18 protein-coding genes are annotated in these 22,804 nt (G+C 32.5%); 14 read left to right on the top strand and 4 right to left on the bottom strand.

The window, feature by feature from the left end; translation table 11 throughout:
• Both MUN68_RS05440 and MUN68_RS05435 read left to right on the top strand, forming a co-directional pair.
• On the top strand, nucleotides 1-1,578 hold the full coding sequence (locus tag MUN68_RS05440; protein WP_249995652.1) for an FMN-binding glutamate synthase family protein: 1,578 nt from the start codon (nucleotides 1-3) through the stop codon (nucleotides 1,576-1,578).
• Nucleotides 1,579-1,596: 18 nt separating this feature from the next.
• Entirely contained in the window at nucleotides 1,597-2,115 is a 519-nt protein-coding gene (locus MUN68_RS05435; protein ID WP_249995651.1) for a DUF7935 family protein, read from the top strand.
• Nucleotides 2,116-2,124: 9 nt separating this feature from the next.
• On the opposite strand, the gene MUN68_RS05430 is transcribed toward MUN68_RS05435, so the two are convergent.
• Both MUN68_RS05430 and MUN68_RS05425 read right to left on the bottom strand, forming a co-directional pair.
• Entirely contained in the window at nucleotides 2,125-3,018 is an 894-nt protein-coding gene (locus tag MUN68_RS05430; RefSeq protein WP_249995650.1) for a patatin-like phospholipase family protein, read from the bottom strand.
• A gap of 138 nt (nucleotides 3,019-3,156) precedes the next feature.
• Nucleotides 3,157-4,857, bottom strand: coding sequence for a peptide-N-glycosidase F-related protein (locus MUN68_RS05425; RefSeq protein WP_249995649.1), 1,701 nt, complete (start codon nucleotides 4,855-4,857; stop codon nucleotides 3,157-3,159).
• Nucleotides 4,858-4,961: 104 nt separating this feature from the next.
• Here MUN68_RS05425 and recG point away from each other — a divergent pair, with 104 nt between their 5' ends.
• From recG to MUN68_RS05400, 5 genes are all read left to right on the top strand, one after another.
• A complete protein-coding gene (gene recG / locus MUN68_RS05420) occupies nucleotides 4,962-7,064 on the top strand; it encodes an ATP-dependent DNA helicase RecG (RefSeq protein WP_249995648.1) in 2,103 nt (700 codons plus the stop codon).
• Nucleotides 7,065-7,150: 86 nt separating this feature from the next.
• Nucleotides 7,151-7,732, top strand: a complete 582-nt coding sequence (gene miaE / locus MUN68_RS05415) for a tRNA-(ms[2]io[6]A)-hydroxylase (RefSeq protein ID WP_249995647.1) — start codon at nucleotides 7,151-7,153, stop codon at nucleotides 7,730-7,732.
• A 74-nt stretch (nucleotides 7,733-7,806) separates the two neighbouring features.
• A complete protein-coding gene (locus tag MUN68_RS05410) occupies nucleotides 7,807-8,178 on the top strand; it encodes a hypothetical protein (protein WP_249995646.1) in 372 nt (123 codons plus the stop codon).
• A 102-nt stretch (nucleotides 8,179-8,280) separates the two neighbouring features.
• On the top strand, nucleotides 8,281-8,757 hold the full coding sequence (locus MUN68_RS05405; RefSeq protein WP_249995645.1) for a hypothetical protein: 477 nt from the start codon (nucleotides 8,281-8,283) through the stop codon (nucleotides 8,755-8,757).
• A gap of 262 nt (nucleotides 8,758-9,019) precedes the next feature.
• Complete coding sequence (locus MUN68_RS05400) at nucleotides 9,020-9,535, top strand: DUF3124 domain-containing protein (protein WP_249995778.1); 516 nt, start codon at nucleotides 9,020-9,022, stop codon at nucleotides 9,533-9,535.
• A 132-nt stretch (nucleotides 9,536-9,667) separates the two neighbouring features.
• On the opposite strand, the gene MUN68_RS05395 is transcribed toward MUN68_RS05400, so the two are convergent.
• Complete coding sequence (locus MUN68_RS05395; protein WP_249995644.1) at nucleotides 9,668-10,885, bottom strand: peroxiredoxin family protein; 1,218 nt, start codon at nucleotides 10,883-10,885, stop codon at nucleotides 9,668-9,670.
• Between the two features lie 121 nt (nucleotides 10,886-11,006).
• Here MUN68_RS05395 and pheT point away from each other — a divergent pair, with 121 nt between their 5' ends.
• Nucleotides 11,007-13,433, top strand: a complete 2,427-nt coding sequence (pheT, locus tag MUN68_RS05390; RefSeq protein WP_249995643.1) for a phenylalanine--tRNA ligase subunit beta — start codon at nucleotides 11,007-11,009, stop codon at nucleotides 13,431-13,433.
• Between the two features lie 49 nt (nucleotides 13,434-13,482).
• On the opposite strand, the gene MUN68_RS05385 is transcribed toward pheT, so the two are convergent.
• Nucleotides 13,483-15,129, bottom strand: coding sequence for a lipocalin-like domain-containing protein (locus MUN68_RS05385; protein WP_249995642.1), 1,647 nt, complete (start codon nucleotides 15,127-15,129; stop codon nucleotides 13,483-13,485).
• Nucleotides 15,130-15,367: 238 nt separating this feature from the next.
• On the opposite strand from MUN68_RS05385, the gene MUN68_RS05380 reads away from it, so the two are divergent.
• The 6 genes from MUN68_RS05380 (at nucleotide 15,368) to MUN68_RS05355 (ending at nucleotide 22,761) form a co-directional block, all read left to right on the top strand.
• Nucleotides 15,368-16,222 carry a phosphatase PAP2 family protein gene (locus MUN68_RS05380; protein WP_249995641.1) on the top strand — a complete coding sequence of 285 codons (855 nt, stop codon included), beginning with the start codon at nucleotides 15,368-15,370 and terminating at the stop codon, nucleotides 16,220-16,222.
• Between the two features lie 109 nt (nucleotides 16,223-16,331).
• Nucleotides 16,332-16,832, top strand: coding sequence for a thiol peroxidase (gene tpx / locus MUN68_RS05375; RefSeq protein WP_249995640.1), 501 nt, complete (start codon nucleotides 16,332-16,334; stop codon nucleotides 16,830-16,832).
• Between the two features lie 4 nt (nucleotides 16,833-16,836).
• Nucleotides 16,837-17,205, top strand: a complete 369-nt coding sequence (locus tag MUN68_RS05370; protein WP_249995639.1) for a diacylglycerol kinase — start codon at nucleotides 16,837-16,839, stop codon at nucleotides 17,203-17,205.
• 97 nt (nucleotides 17,206-17,302) lie between these two features.
• On the top strand, nucleotides 17,303-19,717 hold the full coding sequence (locus MUN68_RS05365; RefSeq protein ID WP_249995638.1) for a DNA translocase FtsK: 2,415 nt from the start codon (nucleotides 17,303-17,305) through the stop codon (nucleotides 19,715-19,717).
• A 33-nt stretch (nucleotides 19,718-19,750) separates the two neighbouring features.
• Nucleotides 19,751-20,383, top strand: coding sequence for a LolA family protein (locus MUN68_RS05360; RefSeq protein WP_249995637.1), 633 nt, complete (start codon nucleotides 19,751-19,753; stop codon nucleotides 20,381-20,383).
• A gap of 68 nt (nucleotides 20,384-20,451) precedes the next feature.
• Nucleotides 20,452-22,761, top strand: a complete 2,310-nt coding sequence (locus tag MUN68_RS05355) for an LptF/LptG family permease (RefSeq protein ID WP_249995636.1) — start codon at nucleotides 20,452-20,454, stop codon at nucleotides 22,759-22,761.
• The last annotated feature ends 43 nt before the right edge of the window (nucleotides 22,762-22,804 follow it).

Below are 22,804 nucleotides of genomic sequence, written 5' to 3'. Positions count from 1 at the left end.
ATGGAATCAATACTAGATTTTTTATCCAATATTTCCTGGTGGCTATGGATTATAATTGTATTAGCTGTAATCGCTTTGCGAGATATTTTTGTTCAAAGAAAGCATACTATTAGTCATAATTTTCCAATAATTGGTCACATTAGATATTTACTTGAAAGTATAGGTCCTGAAATGCGTCAATATTTTGTAGCTAACAATCGAGAAGAATTACCTTTTAATAGAATAGAGCGCAGTTGGATTTATGCTTCAGCAAAACAAGAAAATAATTATGAAGGTTTTGGTACTGATCGCGATATTTATGCGCACCAACACATTTTTATAAACAATGCTATGATGCCATTCAAGGTTGATGAAAATCATCCTACTAGTATTGATAAATCATTTATTCCATGCGCTAAAGTTATGGGAGCATTTAATAAAAGGCGAAAATTATATCGTCCAGCTTCTATAATTAATGTCTCAGCAATGAGTTTTGGATCATTATCTGCCAAAGCCATTGAATCATTGAATAAAGGCGTTAAAATCGCTCATGCATATCATAATACTGGTGAAGGTGGCTTATCGCCATATCATAAAAATGGAGGTGATGTTGTTTTTCACTTCGGAACAGGTTACTTTGGTGTTCGTGCTGATGATGGTGGGTTTTCAATGGAAAAAATGGTGAAACTCGTTGAAGACAATCCATTTATTCGCGCCATAGAAGTCAAACTTTCACAAGGTGCTAAACCGGGAAAAGGAGGCGTTCTTCCTGGTGCAAAAATCACTCAAGAAATTTCAGAGATTAGAGGCGTTGAAGTTGGTAAAGATGTTTTATCTCCTCCAAATCACAAAGCGTTTTCAAATGTTCCTGAACTTGTTGATTTTATTGAAGATATCGCAGAACATACTGGTTTACCTGTTGGAATAAAAGCTGCAATAGGAAAATTAGATCAGTGGCAGGAGCTTGCAGATATCATGGAAAAAACAGGAAAAGGTCCAGATTTCATTACTGTTGATGGTGGTGAAGGTGGCACTGGAGCAGCTCCTCCTAGTTTTGCAGATCATGTAAGTTTACCTTGGGTTTATGGTTTTGGTGATTTATATAAAGTATTTCAAAACAAAGGACTTACAGAACGTATCGTATTTATAGGTAGCGGAAAACTTGGATTTCCAGCAAAAGCAGCAATGGCATTTGCAATGGGAGCAGATTGTATTAATGTCGCTCGAGAAGCTATGATGAGTCTTGGTTGCATACAGGCACAAATTTGCCATACCAATAGATGTCCAACAGGTATTGCTACTCAAAGTAAATGGTTACAAAACGGAATCAATGTACCCTTAAAATCTGAACGTCTAGCTCAATACTTTAAATCCTTCAAAAAAGAACTTATAGAAATCACACATGCTGCTGGACATGAACACCCTTGCCAATTTGCTATGGATGACATTGAAGTTAACGTAGATGACCATAATCTTTCTAAAGATTTGAGCAGCACTTATATGTACCATAAAACAAAAGTTCCTTTCAATTCTATGCAAGACTTAAAAGATTGCATATTTTTGGGTGGTAATTTAAACCAATCAAAAACTTCAAATTAAAAATACGATTAACCAATTATGGAATTAGATATCTTAGGCTTATTATTATACTGTGTACCTGCAATAATTACTGGAGCAATTGCTTTTTTCTTTTTTAGAGAACATGTTGAAAACGAAAATAATCGCAGAAATTTTCTAATCCAAAAAGACCTACAAAAAGACGCACTACCATTGCGACTTCAAGCATATGAACGCATATCACTTTTCCTAGAACGAATCAAGCCATCAAAACTTCTTTTAAGAGCCAAGCCAACATCTTCAAAAAAAGAAGATTACGAGTCTTTACTTATAGCTAACATAGAACAAGAATTTAACCATAATTTAGCACAACAAATCTATGTAACAGACCAATGCTGGAGCATCACTTCTACTGCAAAAAATGCCACTATTCAAATAATAAGAAAAGCCACATTATCAGACAAAGTAGATTCCGCTGACAAACTCCGAGAAGTTATTTTAAGTGAGATGATGGAAAAACGATCTCCTAGCGATGCTGCCTTATCATTTATAAAAGAAGAGGTTTCAGACATCTGGTAATAAATGCTATTAAGGCAACAAATTTTCATGTTTATTTTTAGCATACTCATAGCCTTGAGCCCACCATTTCACCATTAAACGTTTGCTAAAAATTAAAGAGTTTTCTGTTAGACTTGTAGGTGTATAATACAAATTAAGCTTTACGCCCTTGTTTTTTGCTGCAAGCTTCCCAATTTCAATATCATTTTTCTCAACTTGATCTAAAAGATGTCCAAACAAACTTAGCATTAATGAAAACGGATTTTTTCCTAACACTTTTTGTTTACTCATGTTTTCAGACTCTAACACAATAGCATCTACTTCAGTAGCACCACGCTCAATAGCTTCCCGAATTGGAATAACACAACCCAAGCCTCCATCTGCATATTCATAACCATCAACTTTAGCTAACGACATAAATGGAATGTAGTTGCATGAAATCCAAATCCAATTACAAAACTCTTCGTAATTAAATTCTTTGATTGACTTATACTCTACTCGATTCATAGATAAATTAGAAACAGTAACAACCACATCTTCTTTAGTCATTCTAACTCTATCAAACTCTTCTCTTGTAAGGTTTCGCTTAATATATCGTTTTAATGACTTGCTCTCGCCAAAAGTTCGTTTCATTCTTATAAATTGCCATAATGAATTCACAAAATCAATAGACACGTATTCACGATCACCTTTCTGACGGTGAACAAAAGGACTAACACTAAAAATATCACGCTGATTTACATTTGTAAAAATAGTATACAACTTACCTATATCATTCGCAGCCAAATGAGACACCAATAAACTACCAGTAGACGTTCCAAAAAACATATCATATTCTCGGCCCAAATCTTTAGTCAGATATTGAGCAACACCTCCTGCAAAAGCTCCTTTACTTCCTCCTCCCGATATAACTAACGCTTTCATCTATAATTTCATTTATTTTTCAATATTCATCTTACGATTAAATCAAATCAAAACACAAATTCTAATAATTCTTATACAAAATAATTCAGACAAAAAAAGCACGCAAAAACGTGCTTATTTCGTATTTTATACACTTTATTAATTCATAACAACTGGCTTAGCAATAGGCGTATTGCTTTTTACAACCACAAAAGTAGATGTTGCATAATACGCGTCTCCACCAGCTAAATCGCTAACCCAGTCTTCATAATCATATTCAAAAGAAAACGAGCTACCAGCCATAGTTAATCCAAATTGATTTATTCGTGCAGGAACAGCCATTCCTGGACACCAACCTGCTCGATCTGGCGACCAATTTCCTGGGCTTTGATTATTTATAGGATTTGAAGCACAACCAATTGGCTCCATATTATGTTGAAACATGATTGCTCCATTAATTTTAACATCATGACTTCTATAACACCATTCCGCACAAGGTCGTCCATCAGAATCATTTGGAGTTGCATGTCCCCAACCTGAAATCACAGTTCTAAGATGTGTAGACTCTGCATTGGAAGGAACTGAAACTGATCTTGTTAAATCAAAGTCATGAGTCACACCATACGGAACCCCTTCTAATGAATTTTCGTTATATTGCATTACTTCAGCAATTGCATAGTATTCGTAATCTGGCGTTCCTTCAATATAATCAAAATCAATTGAAATTAAATCAGCCTTAGAAGTCCAATTTTCAATATAAATTCTCAATTCCACATTACCAGTTAACAACGATTTAAAATCAGTAACATCAAACTCTAAACCTCTAGGTAGCAATTCAGTTCCAACCCAATAAGGTGTAATATAACGTCCTATTTCGTACCAATCTCCAGAATTAGAATCTCTAACCAATACATTAGCAAACCTATCCCAATCATCACAACCTGTTGCTGGACAGTCTATTTGTAAAAACATTTTAATTTGCTCAATATTAGACATATCTTGATGAAGCGTAAATGCTTGTTCAGCTGATTGACTAAAACCTGTTCCAAAAGCTAAAGGCTCATCACTAAAAGTAGTGTAATTATGAGTTATTGGAACACCTTCTCCTGTTAATGAAACCTCTATATTATCTGTTTCAGAATTCACAACACTTAAAATTCCAGTTGCGCTACCAAGAACTAAAGGAGCAAATCTCACATAAACAGTAGCTTGACCATTTGCAGATTCTGAAGGAATCTGTAACACATCAGAAAAAGCCGTCCCATCTAAAGAAACCTCAAAACCTTCTGTTGTAGCTATATCAATTACAGAATTCAAATTATCACCATCAACATAAAGCGTTAATGGTGTTGAGTTTGACAAAACCTGAGTATCATCAAAAATAAAACTCATTGTATTCACAGTGACCAATGGAGTAATACTCAATCCTGTTCCGTTTAAATTTAATGTTCTAGTAGTCGCAGAATCACTTTCAATACTAACTGTACCAGCAATAGGGCCAATAGAATTCATTACTGGAGAAAACCTTAGGTACAATGTATTCTCTAAACCATTAGCTTCACTTTTACTAATTGTAAGCTGATTAGTAAAATTTACATCATCTAAAGAAATTTCAAAATTTGAAGTAACAGTAACTGACACATCCGAAGAAAGACTCGCTCCTTTAATAATTACATTTTGAGAAGCAGAATAACTCGCAACATCAACTTCTCCAAAAGAATTTATCGCTCCTGTAACTATTATTTTAGATTGTTGGTTACTATCATTTGATGAATCATCACTACTACAATTAACGATAAACAATAAACCCATTAAGAATATCAACACTCCTAGGCTCTTTTTAAAATTACTAGTTTTCATAAATTGATTGGTTTTTTTACAAGATAAAAATTATAAATGATATTTTTCATGAAATCATAAAATTGACATTAAAACATTAGAAAAAAATGATAATTTTGAAAAGAATGAGTACAAATCTTCAAACTCCGATAGACTACCTTAAAGGTGTTGGCCCTAATCGCGCAGATTTACTGCGAAGTGAATTAGGAATTCATACTTTTCAAGATTTGATAAATCTTTTTCCTAATCGCTATTTAGACAGAACGAAGTACTATAAAATCAATAGTTTACAAAGAAACAGTGCTGAAGTTCAAATTATTGGCAAAGTCATTGGATTCAAAGAAGTGACTCAAAAACGAGGCAAACGACTCGTCGGCACCTTTGAAGACGATACAGGACGCATGGAATTAGTATGGTTTCGTGGACAAAAATGGCTAAGAGATACCATAAAGCTAAATACACCATATGTGATTTTTGGAAAAGTAAACTGGTTTAATGGCGTATTTAGCATGCCACATCCCGATATAGAATTACAAAGTGAGCACGAACAAAATCTTCGCTCATCGATGCAAGCCATTTATCCTTCAACAGAAAAACTTTCTAATAAAGGCATAACAAATCGCATAATGACGAAGATCATGCAAAATTTATTTTTGGAAACCAAAGGACGCTTCGAAGAAACACTCTCTGAAGACCTAATTTCAGAACTCAAATTATTATATAAAAATGAAGCGCTTTTCAACATACATTTTCCAAAAAATCAAGACCTATTAGCACGTTCAGAATTTCGATTAAAATTTGAAGAATTATTCTACATTCAATTGCAATTAATTCTTAAAAATTTAATTCACAAATCCAAGATTAAAGGCTTTCCTTTTGAGTCAGTCGGAAATTATTTTAACACCTTTTACAAAGATCATTTACCTTTCGATTTAACCAATGCTCAAAAACGTGTCATCAAAGAAATTAGACACGATTTAGGAAGTAATGCACAAATGAATAGACTACTCCAAGGAGATGTAGGTTCAGGAAAAACAATAGTCGCTTTCATGTCAATGTTAATGGCACTTGACAACGGTTTTCAAGCTTGCCTAATGGCTCCAACTGAAATTTTGTCAGTCCAACACTACAATGGATTAAACGAATTGTCTAACAAACTGAATATCAGCATATCAATACTAACAGGCTCAAGCACTACTTCAGAAAGAAGAAAAATTCATGAATCCTTAGAAAATGGAGAATTACAGATCTTAATTGGCACTCATGCGCTACTCGAAGACAAGGTGAAATTCAAAAATTTAGGACTTGCAATTATTGACGAACAGCATCGATTTGGAGTTGCTCAACGTTCTAAATTATGGAAAAAAAACACCTCTCCTCCACACATTTTAGTGATGACTGCAACTCCAATTCCGAGAACATTAGCAATGTCTGTTTACGGCGATTTAGACATCTCAATTATTGATGAATTACCACCTGGAAGACAAGCTATAAAAACGGTTCATCGATTTGACAAAAACCGTCTTAAAGTCTTACGATTTATACGTGATGAAATTGAAAAAGGAAGACAAGTATATATTGTTTATCCATTAATCCAAGAAAGCGAAAAACTAGACTATAAAGATTTGATGGATGGCTATGAAAGTATCGTTAGAGATTTTCCGCTACCTAAATATCAAATCTCCATTGTTCATGGCAAAATGAAACCTGCAGACAAAGAATATGAAATGCAGCGTTTTGTTAAAAACGAAACACAAATCATGGTAGCAACTACTGTTATTGAAGTTGGTGTTAATGTTCCAAACGCATCTGTTATGATTATTGAAAGCGCAGAACGCTTTGGATTATCACAATTACACCAACTTAGAGGCCGTGTAGGTCGTGGTGCAGAACAGAGTTATTGTATTTTAATGTCGGGACATAAGCTAAGTCAAGACAGCAAAGTACGATTAGAAACTATGACTAAAACAAGTGATGGATTTGAAATTGCTGAAGTTGATTTAAGACTTCGTGGACCAGGAGATATAATGGGAACTCAACAAAGTGGTATTTTAAACCTTAAAATTGCAAACATTATTAAAGATAAGGACATTCTTCAAAGTTCTCGTTTCTATGCCAAGCGGATTTTAAATAACGATCCTTCATTAAAACTTCCAGAGAACAAAACTATTTTACACACTTACAGACAACTCAGTAAATACAAGAACATTTGGAATTATATTAGTTAAAACTAACAAAATTCAGTAATTTAATTACATCCTTATTTCTTTATAGATTTTCTATCTTTACGAAATAAACACATAGAAAAATGAGCATGCTTCATCTCAAATTAGAAACAGATCCTCGTTGGGCAACCATAGCTGAAGAAAACATAGAAGAAATCCTTACAGATCATGCTTGGTGTGAACAAAAAGCAGCCACAAACGCTATTACCATTATTACTCACAATCCGCAATATGAAGACTTAGTTACAGAATTACTTGAACTTGCCAAAGAAGAATTGGAGCACTTTCAGATGGTTCATAATATCATCAAAGAACGTGGCTACACATTAGGTCGAGAAAGAAAGGATAGCTATGTCAATGAACTATATAAATTCATGAACAAAGGCGGAAGTCAGTTACAAAGCATGGTTGATCGTTTATTATTTTCAGCAATGATTGAAGCCAGAAGTTGTGAACGCTTTAAACTGTTATCTGAACGCATAAAAGATTCAGAACTGTCGAAATTCTACTATGATTTAATGGTAAGTGAAGCTGGTCATTATACAACATTCATCACATTCGCTAGGAAGTACGGAAAAGACATTGATGTTGATAAACGCTGGAAAGACTTAGTAGAATTTGAAGGCGAACTCATTAAAAGTTATGGGAAATCAGGTAGTATTCATGGGTAAGTATTTTCAAGCAAACCTTCTGTTTTAACATTTTTTTTACATAGTAAACCCAACTAATACTATAATTTCGCTTTGTGAAACACAACACAACATCAACTATTTTAAATCTTATATTAGGATTTTGCTTTCTTGTAGCATATCCTAACACAGATGTTAGTTTTAATTCTGAAATCCATTTAGAGGTTTTAAAAAGTAAAACTGAAAGCTCTTCAGTAAAATCGGTAAGCCACTTACATGCAAATGATTATTCAGAAAGAATTACGACACACAATCAAAATACATTTACACCTCAATATTTAAAAAAACATTCTGATGCTGATATAAAATCAAACATCAGTAAATATCAGACCTTAGTAAAACGCAACAAATACCTCCAGTACTCAAGAAATCTTTTTCTAAATTTCTTAAATACTGACATTATCTTTCCTTTTCATACATTCTGGTAATCTGTTTTAATTTTTAAGCATCATTTATTTGACAAAAAAATTAATTAGGCATTGTAATCACACAATACCTACATAACAATACTTTTAACTTAATATTTCAAAATGAATTTAGGAATAACAATCACGTCAACAATACTCGTGTTGATAGTCGCTACACCTGTTGTACTTATGCAACAACAACAAAAGAATAAAGAACGAAAGCTCATAAAAGCATTAAAAGCATTCGCTAGTAAAAACAACTGCTCGTTAACAGAATACGAAGCATTTAGAAATTTTGCAATTGGATTAGATAAAAATAAGAACCAATTGTTTTTTTATAAAAAGAGCACTACAAGTGAAACCCTTGAACACATCAATCTTAATGAGATTAGAAGTTGTAACGTTTCAAACTTAAAAAAACCAACTCGCAAAGATGCTGTTGGCAATACTGTTAGACTAGAATTAATCTTAAACCCAATTAACAATAAAAACAACAAATACAACATTGAAATCTATAATCAAACTGATGATTTTCAAATAAATGGGGATTTAGAAATCGGTCGTAAATGGGAACATATTATTAATGATAATATACGCTAATTATTTTTTTTTAGAAACAACTTATTAAGCTTTGATACATTATATTAAGGCTTAATAAGTTATTTCAAATAAAAATAGTAAAGCATAACTAAATCAATATCTGTTTTTAACAAAATTGACGCTGAACATAATACGACTTTCACTATTTTTGTTAGAATATTCTGTAAATTAACACAAAAAGTGTTCGTAGAATTTAAAGATGAGCTCATTAAAAGTTATGGAAAATCAAAAAGCACACACAGACAATCTTATTCAATTAATTATGAAATCTCATTTTGTCCTATTGCTCTTAACGTTCTCATTAATTTTCAGCTGTGAAGATCCACATAAAGAAATCAGTTCAATAAACCCTGAAAATTGGACCAAACGAGCTATTAAAATTAATAAAGCAGACAGCCTTCAATTTGGAAAAACTTATCTTTCCATCTACTCGCAGATCTATAGTCAATCTGAACATAAAACACACAATCTTACTGCGATGGTAAGCTTAAGAAACACTAGCGACAAAGACACTATTTACCTATTAAAAGCAGACTATTTTGACACTCACGGCAAATCGGTTAGATCATATTTTAACCAAACGATTTATTTAGCTCCTTTAGAAACTACAGAAATCATAATTAACGAAAAGGATATTACTGGAGGCACAGGATCTAATTTTATTTTTGAGTGGAAAATTCCAAAAAACTGTCCAGAGCCCTTATTTGAAGGTATTATGAACTCCACGATGGGACAGCAAGGTTTATCATTTGTGACTCAAGGACACCGAATTAAATAAACATTTTTAGTTAAAAAAAGCGCAACGTTCATCTAAAACTAAAGCTTATAACGATTTTTGAACCTTGTTTTGAGAAGAATAAATTAGCAATCTAAGGTTTTGTATTTCCCAACATACAAACTTACATAACTATTAATTGCTTACTAAAGCATCTACAAAACTTGTAAATTCAGTCTTAAAATCGGTGTATTTATCACCTGTTGCAGGACCATTAAAACCAGTATGAATTTTACATACATTACCTTTTTTATCAATAAAAATTGTCGTTGGATACGATAAGACATGGTTTAACATAGGTAGCCTTTCTTGAGCTTCATCTTTATCTGAAGTTCCGTATTGCGCCAATAAAATCGGATAGCTAATTCCAATATCATCCTTTAAACGCTTAATGTTTTCAAAGGCTTTTTCTTTAGTTTTAGCATATTCAAAAGCTAATGCAACAAACTCAACATCCTTGCTACTTCTTGTATTATAGTATTCAGAATAATATTTACTTTCATCTAAACAATTCGGACACCAAGTTCCCATCACCTGAACAACAACAGCTTTGTTTTTAAATCGATAATCAGACAACGAGACCATATTTCCATCAGCATCAGGAAACTTAAATTCTAAAGTTTCGTAACCTTCTTTTAGAAATGTGAGGTCATTTGCATTTGGTAATTCATAAGATTCGCTTCGTTTAGCAACAAAAGGCTCTTCCCAATGGCTCCCAGAATAAAATTTACCATCCATGGTGTCACCATTAATTTCTGCAGTAAACAAAAACGCATGAGCACCATCAAAAGTAGACAACCTCATAGTATTACCATCTATCAAGCCTTCTAAATATCTGTAATCTCCTGTTGTTGTCCTAAATGTACCCGTAACATTAACACCATCTTGTTTAAAAATTCCTTTAGCCATATACGTTTCAGCTTCAATATTTGGACTAAAAACAACTTCCCAGTTTCCTGCTACATTTTGATTGGTTGTATTTGTTTCAGAAGCAAAACGCTTACTGTTTCCAAATTCTGCAGTAAACGGAACTACGCGACCCAAATCTTCTTTTATAAAATTACCTTTTAAGCTACCTTTATTTATAACCGCTTCAACAAACCCATCAAATACTGGTGTTTTAAAAACAATTGTATCATTTGAATATGTAATATCATTTACCAAAATCACCTCTTCAGCATTAAAAATCTTGAGAGACTGAGCTGAAGTCACTTCAAAAATAAAAGGCAAGGCTTCATCTGGAGTCAGTTGAAGTTCTGCTCGCCAAACACCAAGTTGTAAATCATTGCTATCTTCCGTTTTACAAGAGAAAAACACAAGAGATAATAGAAAAAATCTTAAAACAAATTTCATAATATGGAGATTAATGAACTAATAGTCTTGACAAATTTAAAATTCTTACAAAGAAAAGACAATTATCCATTATTATAACTACATAGTATTATTATCTTTGTGGCTTGATTAAAGTACAAAAATGAAGATTTCATACAATTGGTTACAGCAGTTTTTGAAGATCGACTGGCCAGCAGAACAAACTGGCGAGCTTCTTACTGATTTAGGTTTAGAGATTGAAGGCATTGATGCTTTTCAATCGGTTAAAGGAGGATTACAAGGCATTGTCGTTGGTGAAGTACTGACGTGTGAGCAGCATCCAAATGCAGATCGCTTAAAAATAACCACAGTAAATATTGGTAATACTAACCCTCTACAAATTGTTTGTGGAGCACCAAACGTTGCAAAAGGACAAAAAGTTCCTGTAGCAACAATTGGAACAACATTATATACTGCTGAAGGAGAAGCTTGGACCATAAAAAAAGGCAAAATCAGAGGTGAAGAAAGTCACGGAATGATTTGTGCCGAAGATGAGTTAGGATTAGGCTCATCTCATGATGGGATTATGGTTTTAGATGCTGATACAAAAATTGGAATCCAAGCTGCTGAATTATTTAATGTAGAAAATGATGAGGTATTTGAAATTGGCTTAACACCAAATCGTGCTGATGCCATGAGTCATTTTGGAGTCGCTCGTGATTTAAAAGCTGGTTTACTGCAAAAAGAAATCAATAGCGAATTAATCACACCTTCTGTTAGTTCCTTTCATGTTGAAAATAGAACTCTTAAAATAGATATTGACGTTGAAGATAAAACCTTAGCACCTCGTTATTGTGGTGTCACTATTTCTGGATTAAAAGTCGCAGAATCTCCTCAATGGCTACAAAATAGACTAAAAGCAATTGGCTTAACACCAAAAAATAATATTGTTGACGTTACTAATTATGTGCTACATGAATTAGGTCAACCTTTACACGCTTTTGATGCCGCTAAAATTTCAGGAAATAAAGTTATTGTAAAAACACTTCCTAAAGGCACAAAATTCACAACTCTTGATGATGTTGAACGCGAATTACACGAAGAAGATCTTATGATTTGTGATGCTGAAAAACCAATGTGTATTGCTGGTGTTTTTGGTGGTACAGATTCTGGAGTAACACAAAACACAACGAATATCTTTTTAGAAAGTGCATATTTCAATCCTGTTAGTATTCGTAAAACAGCGAAACGCCATGCTATGAATACAGATGCATCTTTTAGATTTGAAAGAGGTATCGATCCGAATATTACTGAATATGCTTTAAAACGTGCTGCATTATTAATTCAAGACGTCGCTGGTGGAGATATTACAAGTGATTTATTAGATTTTTATCCAAATAAAATTAAAGATTTTCAAGTTCGTTTGAGTTTTGATAACGCAAAGAAATTAATCGGTGAAGAAATTCCGAAAGAAACGATAAAAAGCATCTTGACATCTTTAGATATTAAAGTTAATAACGTTACTGAAACTGGATTAGGACTAACAGTTCCTGCATACCGAAATGATGTACAACGTGAAGCCGATATTATAGAAGAAATATTGCGTGTTTATGGTTACAACAATATTGGAACCACTGAAAAGTTAAACGCTTCAATTTCTAATACTTCAAGATTTGAAGATTACAAACTCCAAAATGTAATAGGTAACCAATTGTCTTCACAAGGCTTTTTTGAAATACTTTCTAATTCATTAACGACACCTAAGTATATTGAATTAAGTGAGCAATTAAAAGAAGAACACAACGTAGAAATGCTCAATCCGTTAAGTAACGACTTAAGTGTGATGCGTCAAAGTTTATTGTTTTCTGGATTAGAGGCTGTTAGCTATAATATTAATAGAAAGCGAGATAATTTGAAGTTATATGAATTTGGAAAAACCTATCATAACTACAATGGAAATCGCGAAGAATACAAACGACTGTCTGTTTTCTTAACTGGAAACAAAAATACTTTGCGTTGGAATTCTGCAGCTCAAAAAAGTGATTTCTTTTATTTAAAAGGCATTGTCAATAGTACATTAGAACGTTTAGGTTTTTCAAATCTTAAAACCTCTCCAATTAAAAACGATGTATTTAGTGAAGGGATTAGCTTATCACTTGGAAAAACGAAGTTGGTTGATTTTGGCATTATTAACAAGAAGATCATAAAGCATTTTAGTATTTCGCAAGAAGTACTTTATGCTGAATTTGATTGGGATAATATTGTTGATCTAGCAAAACACCAAAACATTAAATTTACAGATATTCCAAAATACCCTGAAGTAAGACGTGATTTCGCTTTGCTATTAGACGATCAAATAACTTTTGAAGACATCGATAAAATTGCAATGCAAACGGAAAAGCAACTGCTTAAAGATGTTGACTTATTTGACGTGTATCAAGGTAAAAACTTACCAAAAGGAAAGAAAAGTTACGCTGTGAGTTTTACCATTCAAGATGAGAAGAAAACCTTGACAGATAAACAAATTGACAAAATCATGAATAAGCTCCAAACTAATTTTGAGAAACAGCTTGGTGCTGAATTGAGATAACAAAAAAGCCTTTTCATTTCGAAAAGGCTTTTTTATTATTTTATTGCTACTAACGTGTCAACGAAACAGTGCCTGTGCAAGTCTCTCCATACCTAGTACAATCTGACCCAATAACATCTGTTCTGCTACTTTGTGAAGTTCCATTAAACGTATTGGTAACCTTATCATAAGTTAAAGTCATAGAATTAGTAGCTGTTTGAAAATTAACTCCATCACATGCTGGTGAGAAAAAATCTTGATAACTTAAATTTATAGTTAGAATATTATTTTCAAAAGTAAAACTATTTGTCAAATAATTACCATTGGAATCATCAGGTAAAATCGCTGTATAATCTTCATTTAAAGTTAAAAGCTCACCAGATCCATTATCCATAAAAGTATCACCATTTGAAACAACACAATTAGAATTTTCAGCAAAAAACCATCCTCCAAAAATATTAGTATAGGTCTCAACATAAGTAAACGCCCCATCAACTTCTTGTAGTACCATTTTATAAGGTGTCAATTCTAAAATTGTAATGAATGATGTATCTCCATCTGCTGTTTCAGTAATGATGTTACCGTTAACTTCGTAGTTACTAGGTATTTCATCGGATAACTCACAAGCATCACCATAAAACTCGGTTGCAATAAGTTGATTTTCGGTGAATTCAACTGTAATATTGCAATCATCAACATCAAATGTGTTTACTCCATTTTCCGTTTCGCCAACAAGATACCAAGTTGCAATTAATAGTTGAGCATCTACAGGCTCTGAACCTATGGTCGCTGATCCAAAAGCAATACAACCATTATCATCAATAACCATAAGGTAATAGTTACCGTCTCCTGGAGCTACAATAGAATCAGTGATTATTCCAGTATCTACATCTCCTGTAGACCAGTAAAAGGTATAACTTGCTGTATCTCCATTAACAATAGCAACTAAAAGATTTCCTGGATCTACACCTATTATGACTTCCAAATCTGAATCTTCACATTGGTTTTCATCTAAAGTAGTATCTGGTGTATCTGGCGCATCTGGATTAGTTTCCTCAACAGGAGGCTCAGAAGCTGAAGCTGCTCCAGCAAAGATAACTGCTGCTAAAACTCCTGCCAATACTGTAGGAGCTGTAACCACCAAAATTGCGGCACCTGCAACACCAACACAAACACCTAACCAACCTTTAACCGCATTCCATTCAATTCCTGTTACATTACTTGCGTTTCTTAGAAGACCATAACCTGTAAAACTATCTCCATCATATTCTACTGTAGTAAAATTAATAACTGCATCAGACATCGTAATCCAATCTCTTTCATAAACAACATAGTTTACCAATCCATCTTCAGGGTAAATAAACTTATGAATAATATCATCTTTTAAGCCATTAGTTTCAGAATACAGTAATGAGACTCTTTGATTATCATCTAAAATAACATAATCGACTTTATTTGAATTGTCAGCATTATACGCAAAACTTTGAATCTCCAAAGGCGCTCCATCTCCATCTGTTTTTCCATATACATAAGTCGTAGCATTATCATTATCCATATAAATTTCAGATAATAATTGCCCTTCAGAATTAGGAGTATTTAAATACTCTATATATTCGTTATTTGGATCAGGTGAATTGTCAGAATCATTATCATCTGAACAAGAAAAAACAACGATAATTAAACTAAATAAAAAGTAAAAGCGAATAAAATTTTTCATTATAAATGGGTTGATTAGTAAACAAACAAGTTACAAAAATTAATTAAGGTCAGAATACTTAATAATTAGTATACTTTCACACAAATAAATTGAGAAAATCATTAATGAGCTTCAAGCAAACTTTGAAAAACAGCTTGGTGCTGAATTGAGATAACAAAAAATCATTTTATTAGCATTTTTTTGTGAAATCTAAAAATGAAAATGCTTTATTTTTGTCGATAATTGTTATTCAAAATCATTGAGACCATCTACGTTATTTTTATTTTTTTTCTTCTCATTTTGTTCAAACTTTGTTCTATCACAAAATATACAGCCTACTAAGCGTATAGACAGCTCTGAAACATCATGGACATTACTCAAATATGACACAAAACTAACTTTTAAAGCCGTAGGCCATTCCTTATCAAAGCCTGCAACATGGAAAAGTAGAGATTTTACAAAATTAGGAATCCTTTTAGCAGGAACAACGGCATTGACGGTTGCAGACAATCCTACAAGAGACTTTTTTCAAAATCAAAAAAGCAATTTCCCTAAAGTTGTTAGAGATTTTGGATGGTATTTTGGTAGTCCGCAAAACTATTTTATAGCTAATGCTGGACTATATGGTTTTGGATTAATCACAAAGAATGAAAAAGTCAGAAAAACGAGTGTTCTAATAATTTCATCATCAATTACAACCGGATTGATACAAACAATTAGCAAATCAGTATTTGGAAGAGCTAGGCCTGGTTCTGATTTAGATCATTTAGATTTTAAACCATTTTCAAGTGAGGCGAAATATCATTCATTTCCATCAGGACATACAGCACTTTCTATTACCATGGCACATGCCATAGCAAAGCAGTTTGACAATACTTGGACGAAAATTGGAATATATACTATTGGAGCTATTCCTCCTATTTCTAGATTAATTGATGATGCGCATTGGATTACTGATATTGCTTTTAGCGCAGCAATTAGCATTATCGTTGTTGATAGTATTGATAAATATCTTTTCAATGAAAAAACTTATGCTTATTCTCAGAAGAAAAAACATATGTCTTGGAATTTAAAGTTTGGAGGAAATCAAATTGGAATTGTAGGCTCTTTTTAGACATTTAATAATTCATCTGTAAAACTATTACAAAATAATATGAAAGCTTAAGGTTTAAAATTTAAATAATACTTAATTTAGTAATACAAAAAATAAAACGACATAAAACATGGCAACAATAACATTAGGAGGAAATACCGTACACACCTCTGGAACACTTCCTGAAATAGGCTCTCAAGCTCCAGATTTTAAATTAACAGCAGTAGATTTATCAACTAAAACATTAAACGATTTTGCAGGACAAAACCTAGTATTAAACATTTTTCCAAGTGTAGACACAGGTACTTGCGCACAATCTATGCGAACTTTTAATAAAGAAGCGAGCGCATTAGACAACACTAAAGTATTATGTATTTCTAAAGATTTACCTTTCGCTTTTGCTCGTTTTTGTGGTGCTGAAGGCTTAGATAATGTCATTAGCTTATCAGATTACAAAACAGGTGATTTCGGAACTAACTATAATCTTAAATTTACAGATAGTGTTCTTGAAACCTTATTATCGAGATGCATTATTGTAATTGATGTAAAAGGCAAGATTATATATACTGAACAAGTACCAGAAATCTCAGACGAACCTAATTACAAAGCTGCGCTAAACGCATTGTCTTAGTTTTATGTCAAAAAAAGATTCTTTTTTAGTCAACCGATTAAAAAGCGTAGGTCATGCTTACAAAGGAGTTGTGCATCTTATAAAAACAGAATCGAGTATAAAAATCCAAGTTTGTATAGCAATAGCTGTAACTATAACTGGGTTTTATTTTGACATTTCTAATACAGAATGGCTCATACAAATTGTTTTTATTGGATTAGTTATGAGCCTGGAAGGTATGAACACTGCTTTTGAACACATTTCAGATTTTGTACATCCCGATACTCATGAACATATCGGAAGAATAAAAGACATTGCGGCTGGAGCCGTTTTAATCGCGGCAGTTTCTGCTGTAATTGCCGCATTGATTATTTACATTCCGAAAATATTTTAAGGTTAACAACTCCGTTAATATCTCATCGCTTTAAATACTTTAAAGTTAGGATAAACGTTAGTAATTTGTATTTTTGTTTTACACTAAGAACCCTTTAATGGCGAAGAAAAAAACTAAGACTAAAAGCAAAGCTAAAGCAACGCCTAAACTAAAAAAACCAAGTTTTAAATTATCAAGTCAACAAAAATTGATTTTTGGTAGTTTATTAATAATTCTTGGCGTCTTATTGTTTATAGCATTCTTATCATTTTTCTTTACTGGACAAACTGACCAAAGTACACTCACAGAATTTTCTTCAAGAGATGTCGAAACAAAAAACTGGCTCAACAAACTTGGTGCTTGGGTAAGCGACTTGTTTATCAATAAAGCTTTTGGTGTCTCGTCATTTATTTTTTCAGGGTTATTATTCCTTTCTGGAGTTTATGTTGCTCTAGATATTAATAAATCTAAACTACTTAAACATTGGATTTGGGGAACACTGATTGCTATCTGGCTATCTGTTTTCTTTGGTTTTTTCGCACACAAATACGATTCACTTGGTGGAACTATAGGTTTTGAAATGAATAGCTTCTTTCAAGATTATATGGGAAAAATAGGCACTGTACTCCTACTTGTTTTTATTCTAATAATTTATTTAGCCATTCGTTTTAAAGTTACTGGAGAATCTATTGTAGCCCTTTTTAAGAGAGCAAATAAAGAGCTTAAAGACGAAATTAATTCTGTAAAAACAGCAAATGAAGACAACATAGTTCCTTTAGATAATGATTTATCTGCTGAAGCTGAAGACATAAAATCTGCTTTTGAATTAAACATAGCAGAAGTTGAACCTACGATTGAAAACCATTCGAAACCAGAAAAGAAGACTGAAACTCCAAAAGTAAAAATCAATAAACCTGAACCCGAACTAGAGATTGAACCAGAGCCTGAGTTAAATATTGAAATTAAAACAATTGAAGAAGAAGTTTCAGAAACTGATAACCTATCAAACAAATTGGTTGAAGATTTCGGACAATTTGACCCAACTTTGGATCTAAGTAAATTTGAATTTCCGCCTTTAGATTTATTAAAAAAGTACAATACTGAAGGTATTACTATAAATCAAGAAGAACTTGAAGAAAACAAAAACCGAATTGTAGAAACCTTGAACAACTACAAAATTGGTATTGCAAGTATTAAAGCTACAATTGGCCCAACAGTAACGTTGTATGAAATTGTGCCTGAAGCAGGAGTACGTATTTCTAAAATCAAAAACCTTGAAGATGATATTGCATTATCGCTCTCGGCTTTAGGAATTCGTATTATTGCTCCAATTCCTGGCAAAGGAACTATTGGTATTGAAGTGCCAAATAAAAATTCAACCATTGTATCGATGCGATCAGTAATTGCATCACAAAAATTTCAAAAATCAGAAATGGAACTTCCTATTGCTTTTGGAAAAACCATTAGCAATGAAACCTTTGTTGTCGACTTAGCAAAAATGCCACATATGTTGATGGCAGGAGCAACTGGACAAGGTAAATCTGTAGGTTTAAATGCCGTTTTAACATCATTATTATACAAGAAACATCCTGCAGAAGTTAAGTTTGTTTTAGTTGATCCAAAAAAAGTTGAACTTACGCTTTTTAATAAAATTGAACGTCATTACTTAGCGAAATTACCAGATAGCGAAGAAGCTATTATTACAGATAACACCAAAGTGATTAACACGTTAAATTCGCTTTGTATCGAAATGGACAATCGCTACGAAATGCTTAAGAATGCCATGTGTCGTAATCTTAAAGAATATAATGCAAAATTTAAAGCACGTAAACTAAACCCTAACGATGGTCATCAATTTTTACCTTACATTGTTTTAGTCGTTGATGAGTTTGCAGATTTGATTATGACTGCTGGTAAAGAAGTAGAAACTCCTATTGCTCGTTTGGCTCAATTAGCTCGTGCTATTGGAATTCACCTTATCATAGCAACTCAACGTCCTTCAGTTAATGTAATTACAGGTATTATTAAGGCAAACTTTCCAGCTCGTATCGCTTTTAGAGTAACGTCTAAAATAGATTCGAGAACCATTTTAGATGGTTCTGGAGCAGACCAATTGATTGGTCGTGGTGATATGCTATATACCTCTGGAAACGAAATCACTCGTATTCAATGTGCATTTGTAGACACTCCAGAAGTTGAAAAAGTTACTGATTTTATAGGTGCACAAAAAGGGTATCCTGATGCTTATTTATTACCTGAATATGTAGGCGAAGAAAGTGGCACAAGTATTGATAACAATATTGCAGACAGAGATAAACTGTTTAGAGAAGCTGCTGAACTTATTGTAATTGCACAACAAGGTTCTGCCTCTTTATTACAGCGAAAACTTAAACTGGGTTACAACAGAGCTGGACGGTTAATCGATCAACTTGAAGCTGCAGGCATTGTTGGAGGTTTTGAAGGCAGTAAAGCCAGACAAGTTTTAGTTCCAGATTTAGTAGCTCTAGATCAATTATTAGAAAATGAATCGTAATTAAGAAGTTTATAACTAACATTAATTTTGAAGATGAAACAAATAGTACTAGTAGTAATAGTTTTAATAAGTTCATTTGGTTTTGCCCAAGATGCAGAAACCTTACTTAATGACGTGTATGACAAAACTAAATCATATGAAAACATATCTATAGATTTCAAATATGTTCTTGAAAACACGAGTGAAAGCATTAATCAAGAAACTCGAGGAGATGTTGTTATACAAGGTGATAATTATGTGCTAAACATACTTGGTCTTACTCAAATTTATGATGGCACAACACTCTATACCATAAGTCCAGAAGATGAAGAAGTCACTATTTCTTCGGATAATACAGAAGAGGAAACTACAATTACGCCAAGTAAAATGTTGTCATTCTACAAAGAAGGTTATACTTATGAAATGGATATTGTTCAGAATGTAAAAGGAAGAAAAATTCAGTATGTAAAATTAAATCCAATTGATACAAATTCTGAAATAAAGCAGGTATTATTAGGTATTGATGCACATACAAAACACATCTACAATTTAATTGAAATTGGAAAAAACGGCACAAAAACTACCTTAACTGTTAATTCTTTTAAAACGAATGAGCCGATTTCAAAAACCTTGTTTACATTTGACAAAAGTAAATATGGAGACTATTATATTAATAGACTCGATTAGGCCATTAACCATCAATGAAAATACTAGATAGGTACATACTAACGACCTACTTAAAAACTTTTTTGAGCGTGTTTATTATACTCATGCTCATTTTTGTTTTACAATCTATTTGGCTATACATTAGCGAATTAGCAGGAAAAGACTTAGCCGTTGGTGTTATATTAAAATTCTTATTATATGTAACTCCTACTCTAATTCCATTAATATTACCACTTACTATTTTGTTAGCTTCAATTATGGTTTTCGGACAATTTTCTGAAAATTATGAGTTTGCAGCTATGAAGTCTACTGGGATTTCGCTTCAACGTGCAATGCGAAGTTTAAGTGTTTTTATAGTGCTACTTGGCTTAACTACGTTTGTTTTTTCAAATTATGTCATTCCTTGGGCGAATTACAATTTTTACAACTTAAGAAAGAACATTGCAAAAGTACAACCTGCAATGGCCATTGCGGAAGGACAGTTTAATGACATTGGTGATTACAACATAAAAGTTCAAGAAAAAAGCGGAGATAAAGGTCAGTTTTTCAAAAACGTTGTGATTCATAAAAAAGGAGTTCGTCGTTCTGGAAACTCAACTGCAATCATTTCTAAAACTGGTGAATTAAAGAGTAATCCAAATTCAAACATTCTCCAACTCGTATTATTTGAAGGTAATTATTACGAAGAAATATTTAGTAAAAAACCTAAACAACGCAGCAAAAAACCCTATGCAAAAAGTTATTTTGAGGAATACACAATTAATGTAGATCTAGAAGGTTTAAACGATGTAGATATCGATGACAAAAGTTATGATAATCGTTACAATATGCTTGACATAATCAGTCTTAACTATACAATTGACAGTTTATTTGAACAGAAATCAGAGAAATTAAAAGATTTTTCAAACACACTTTATGCACGTTCAACTTTTGAAAATCTAAATCAGAATATTACGACCAAAAAAGATTCAATCTTTAAAGGAGATATTTTTAGTTTATATAAAAACACAACTAAAATACAAATACTTAATCTTGCAGCTAACACTGCTTCCAGTTCGATACAAATTATATCTGCAAATAAAAAACAGACATTTAGATCTACCAAATGGCTAAATGAACACATTATCTCACTACATGAAAAGTATATATTAAGCATTGCCTGTATAATTCTGTTTTTTGTTGGAGCACCTTTAGGAGCATTAATTCGCAAAGGAGGTATTGGCTTGCCTTTAGTTATCGCAATATTATTGTTTTTAACCTATCACTTCATTGGAATTTTTGCAAAAAACAGCTCTTATGACGGAACATTAAACCCTGTTTTTGCAACTTGGTTATCGACGCTTATCATGCTGCCTTTAAGCATCTATCTTACTCGAAGAGCAACAAAAGACAGACAATTATTTGAATCTGAAGGTTTATTAGAGCCTCTAAAAAAACTCTTTGGTTTAAAAAGAAAAACACTCATTTACAACACAAATATTTTAAAAGCAGATTCTGAAGCTTATGAAACATTAAACAGCTACGACAATAAAAAATTAATTGATGTGGTTAAGCACTATAGAAAATATGACTACAGCATTGAATACAAAAATTCTTCATTACAATTATTAGAATCTAGAGGAATTTCGCAACAAGAATTAAAATTTGGAGGTAATCTAATTGATTATGACTACGAAGAATCAATACGTTTAAAATATTTATACGAAGAAAACTCAAAATTAGCTTTCATCCTTTATGCCATAACATTAATACTAATACTTCCTGGTTCAATTTTGAAAAACAATGGTTTCCCTTCTATTGGACAAACCATATTTGTTTGCGGAATTATAGTCGGAGTATTCTATTTGTTTGCATTTATTAAATCCTTTATAGACAACTCAAATTTATATAAACATCTAGGCATAAGTAATGTTGCTAATGCTTTAGTATTTGCAATTGGTGGTTTGCCTTTATATTTTCTGTTTTACTTTTTTCAAAAGAAAAAGATTAGTGAAGATTTAAAAGTCAATAAAACGGATGACGATGCAGAACATCAATCTGCTAACAAATCAAATCTCTTAGAAATAGAAGGAATAGAAACAGTCTTAAACGATTACAAATCGTATTCAAAATTTGCCCTAATATTTTACATAATTGGCATTGTATTGTTTGTTTTACACTTTGTATTTAAAAACAACAACTTAGCAGCAGCTGAAAGCGCTACCTTAGAGCTATCTGCAATTTCAGGTCTTTTATTTTTAATTTATTACATCGCTTCTAGTATTTATTTTAAAAAGATTTATAATCTTATTAATCGAACGTCAGACTCTCAACTTATAATGACTGTTTTAGGATTTATCATTTATCCCGTTATATATTTAAAAAGGCGAAATAAAATAACTGAAGACTTTTCAGCATAGAAAAAATAAGCCATATCTTTGTAATTCTAATTTATCGTTATGC

Origin of the sequence: Psychroserpens ponticola (assembly GCF_023556315.2) — a bacterium.
GTDB classification, from domain to species: Bacteria; Bacteroidota; Bacteroidia; order Flavobacteriales; family Flavobacteriaceae; genus Psychroserpens; species Psychroserpens ponticola.
The sequence above is the reverse complement of the archived record's forward strand: the minus strand, read 5'-3'. Positions and strand labels throughout refer to the sequence as shown.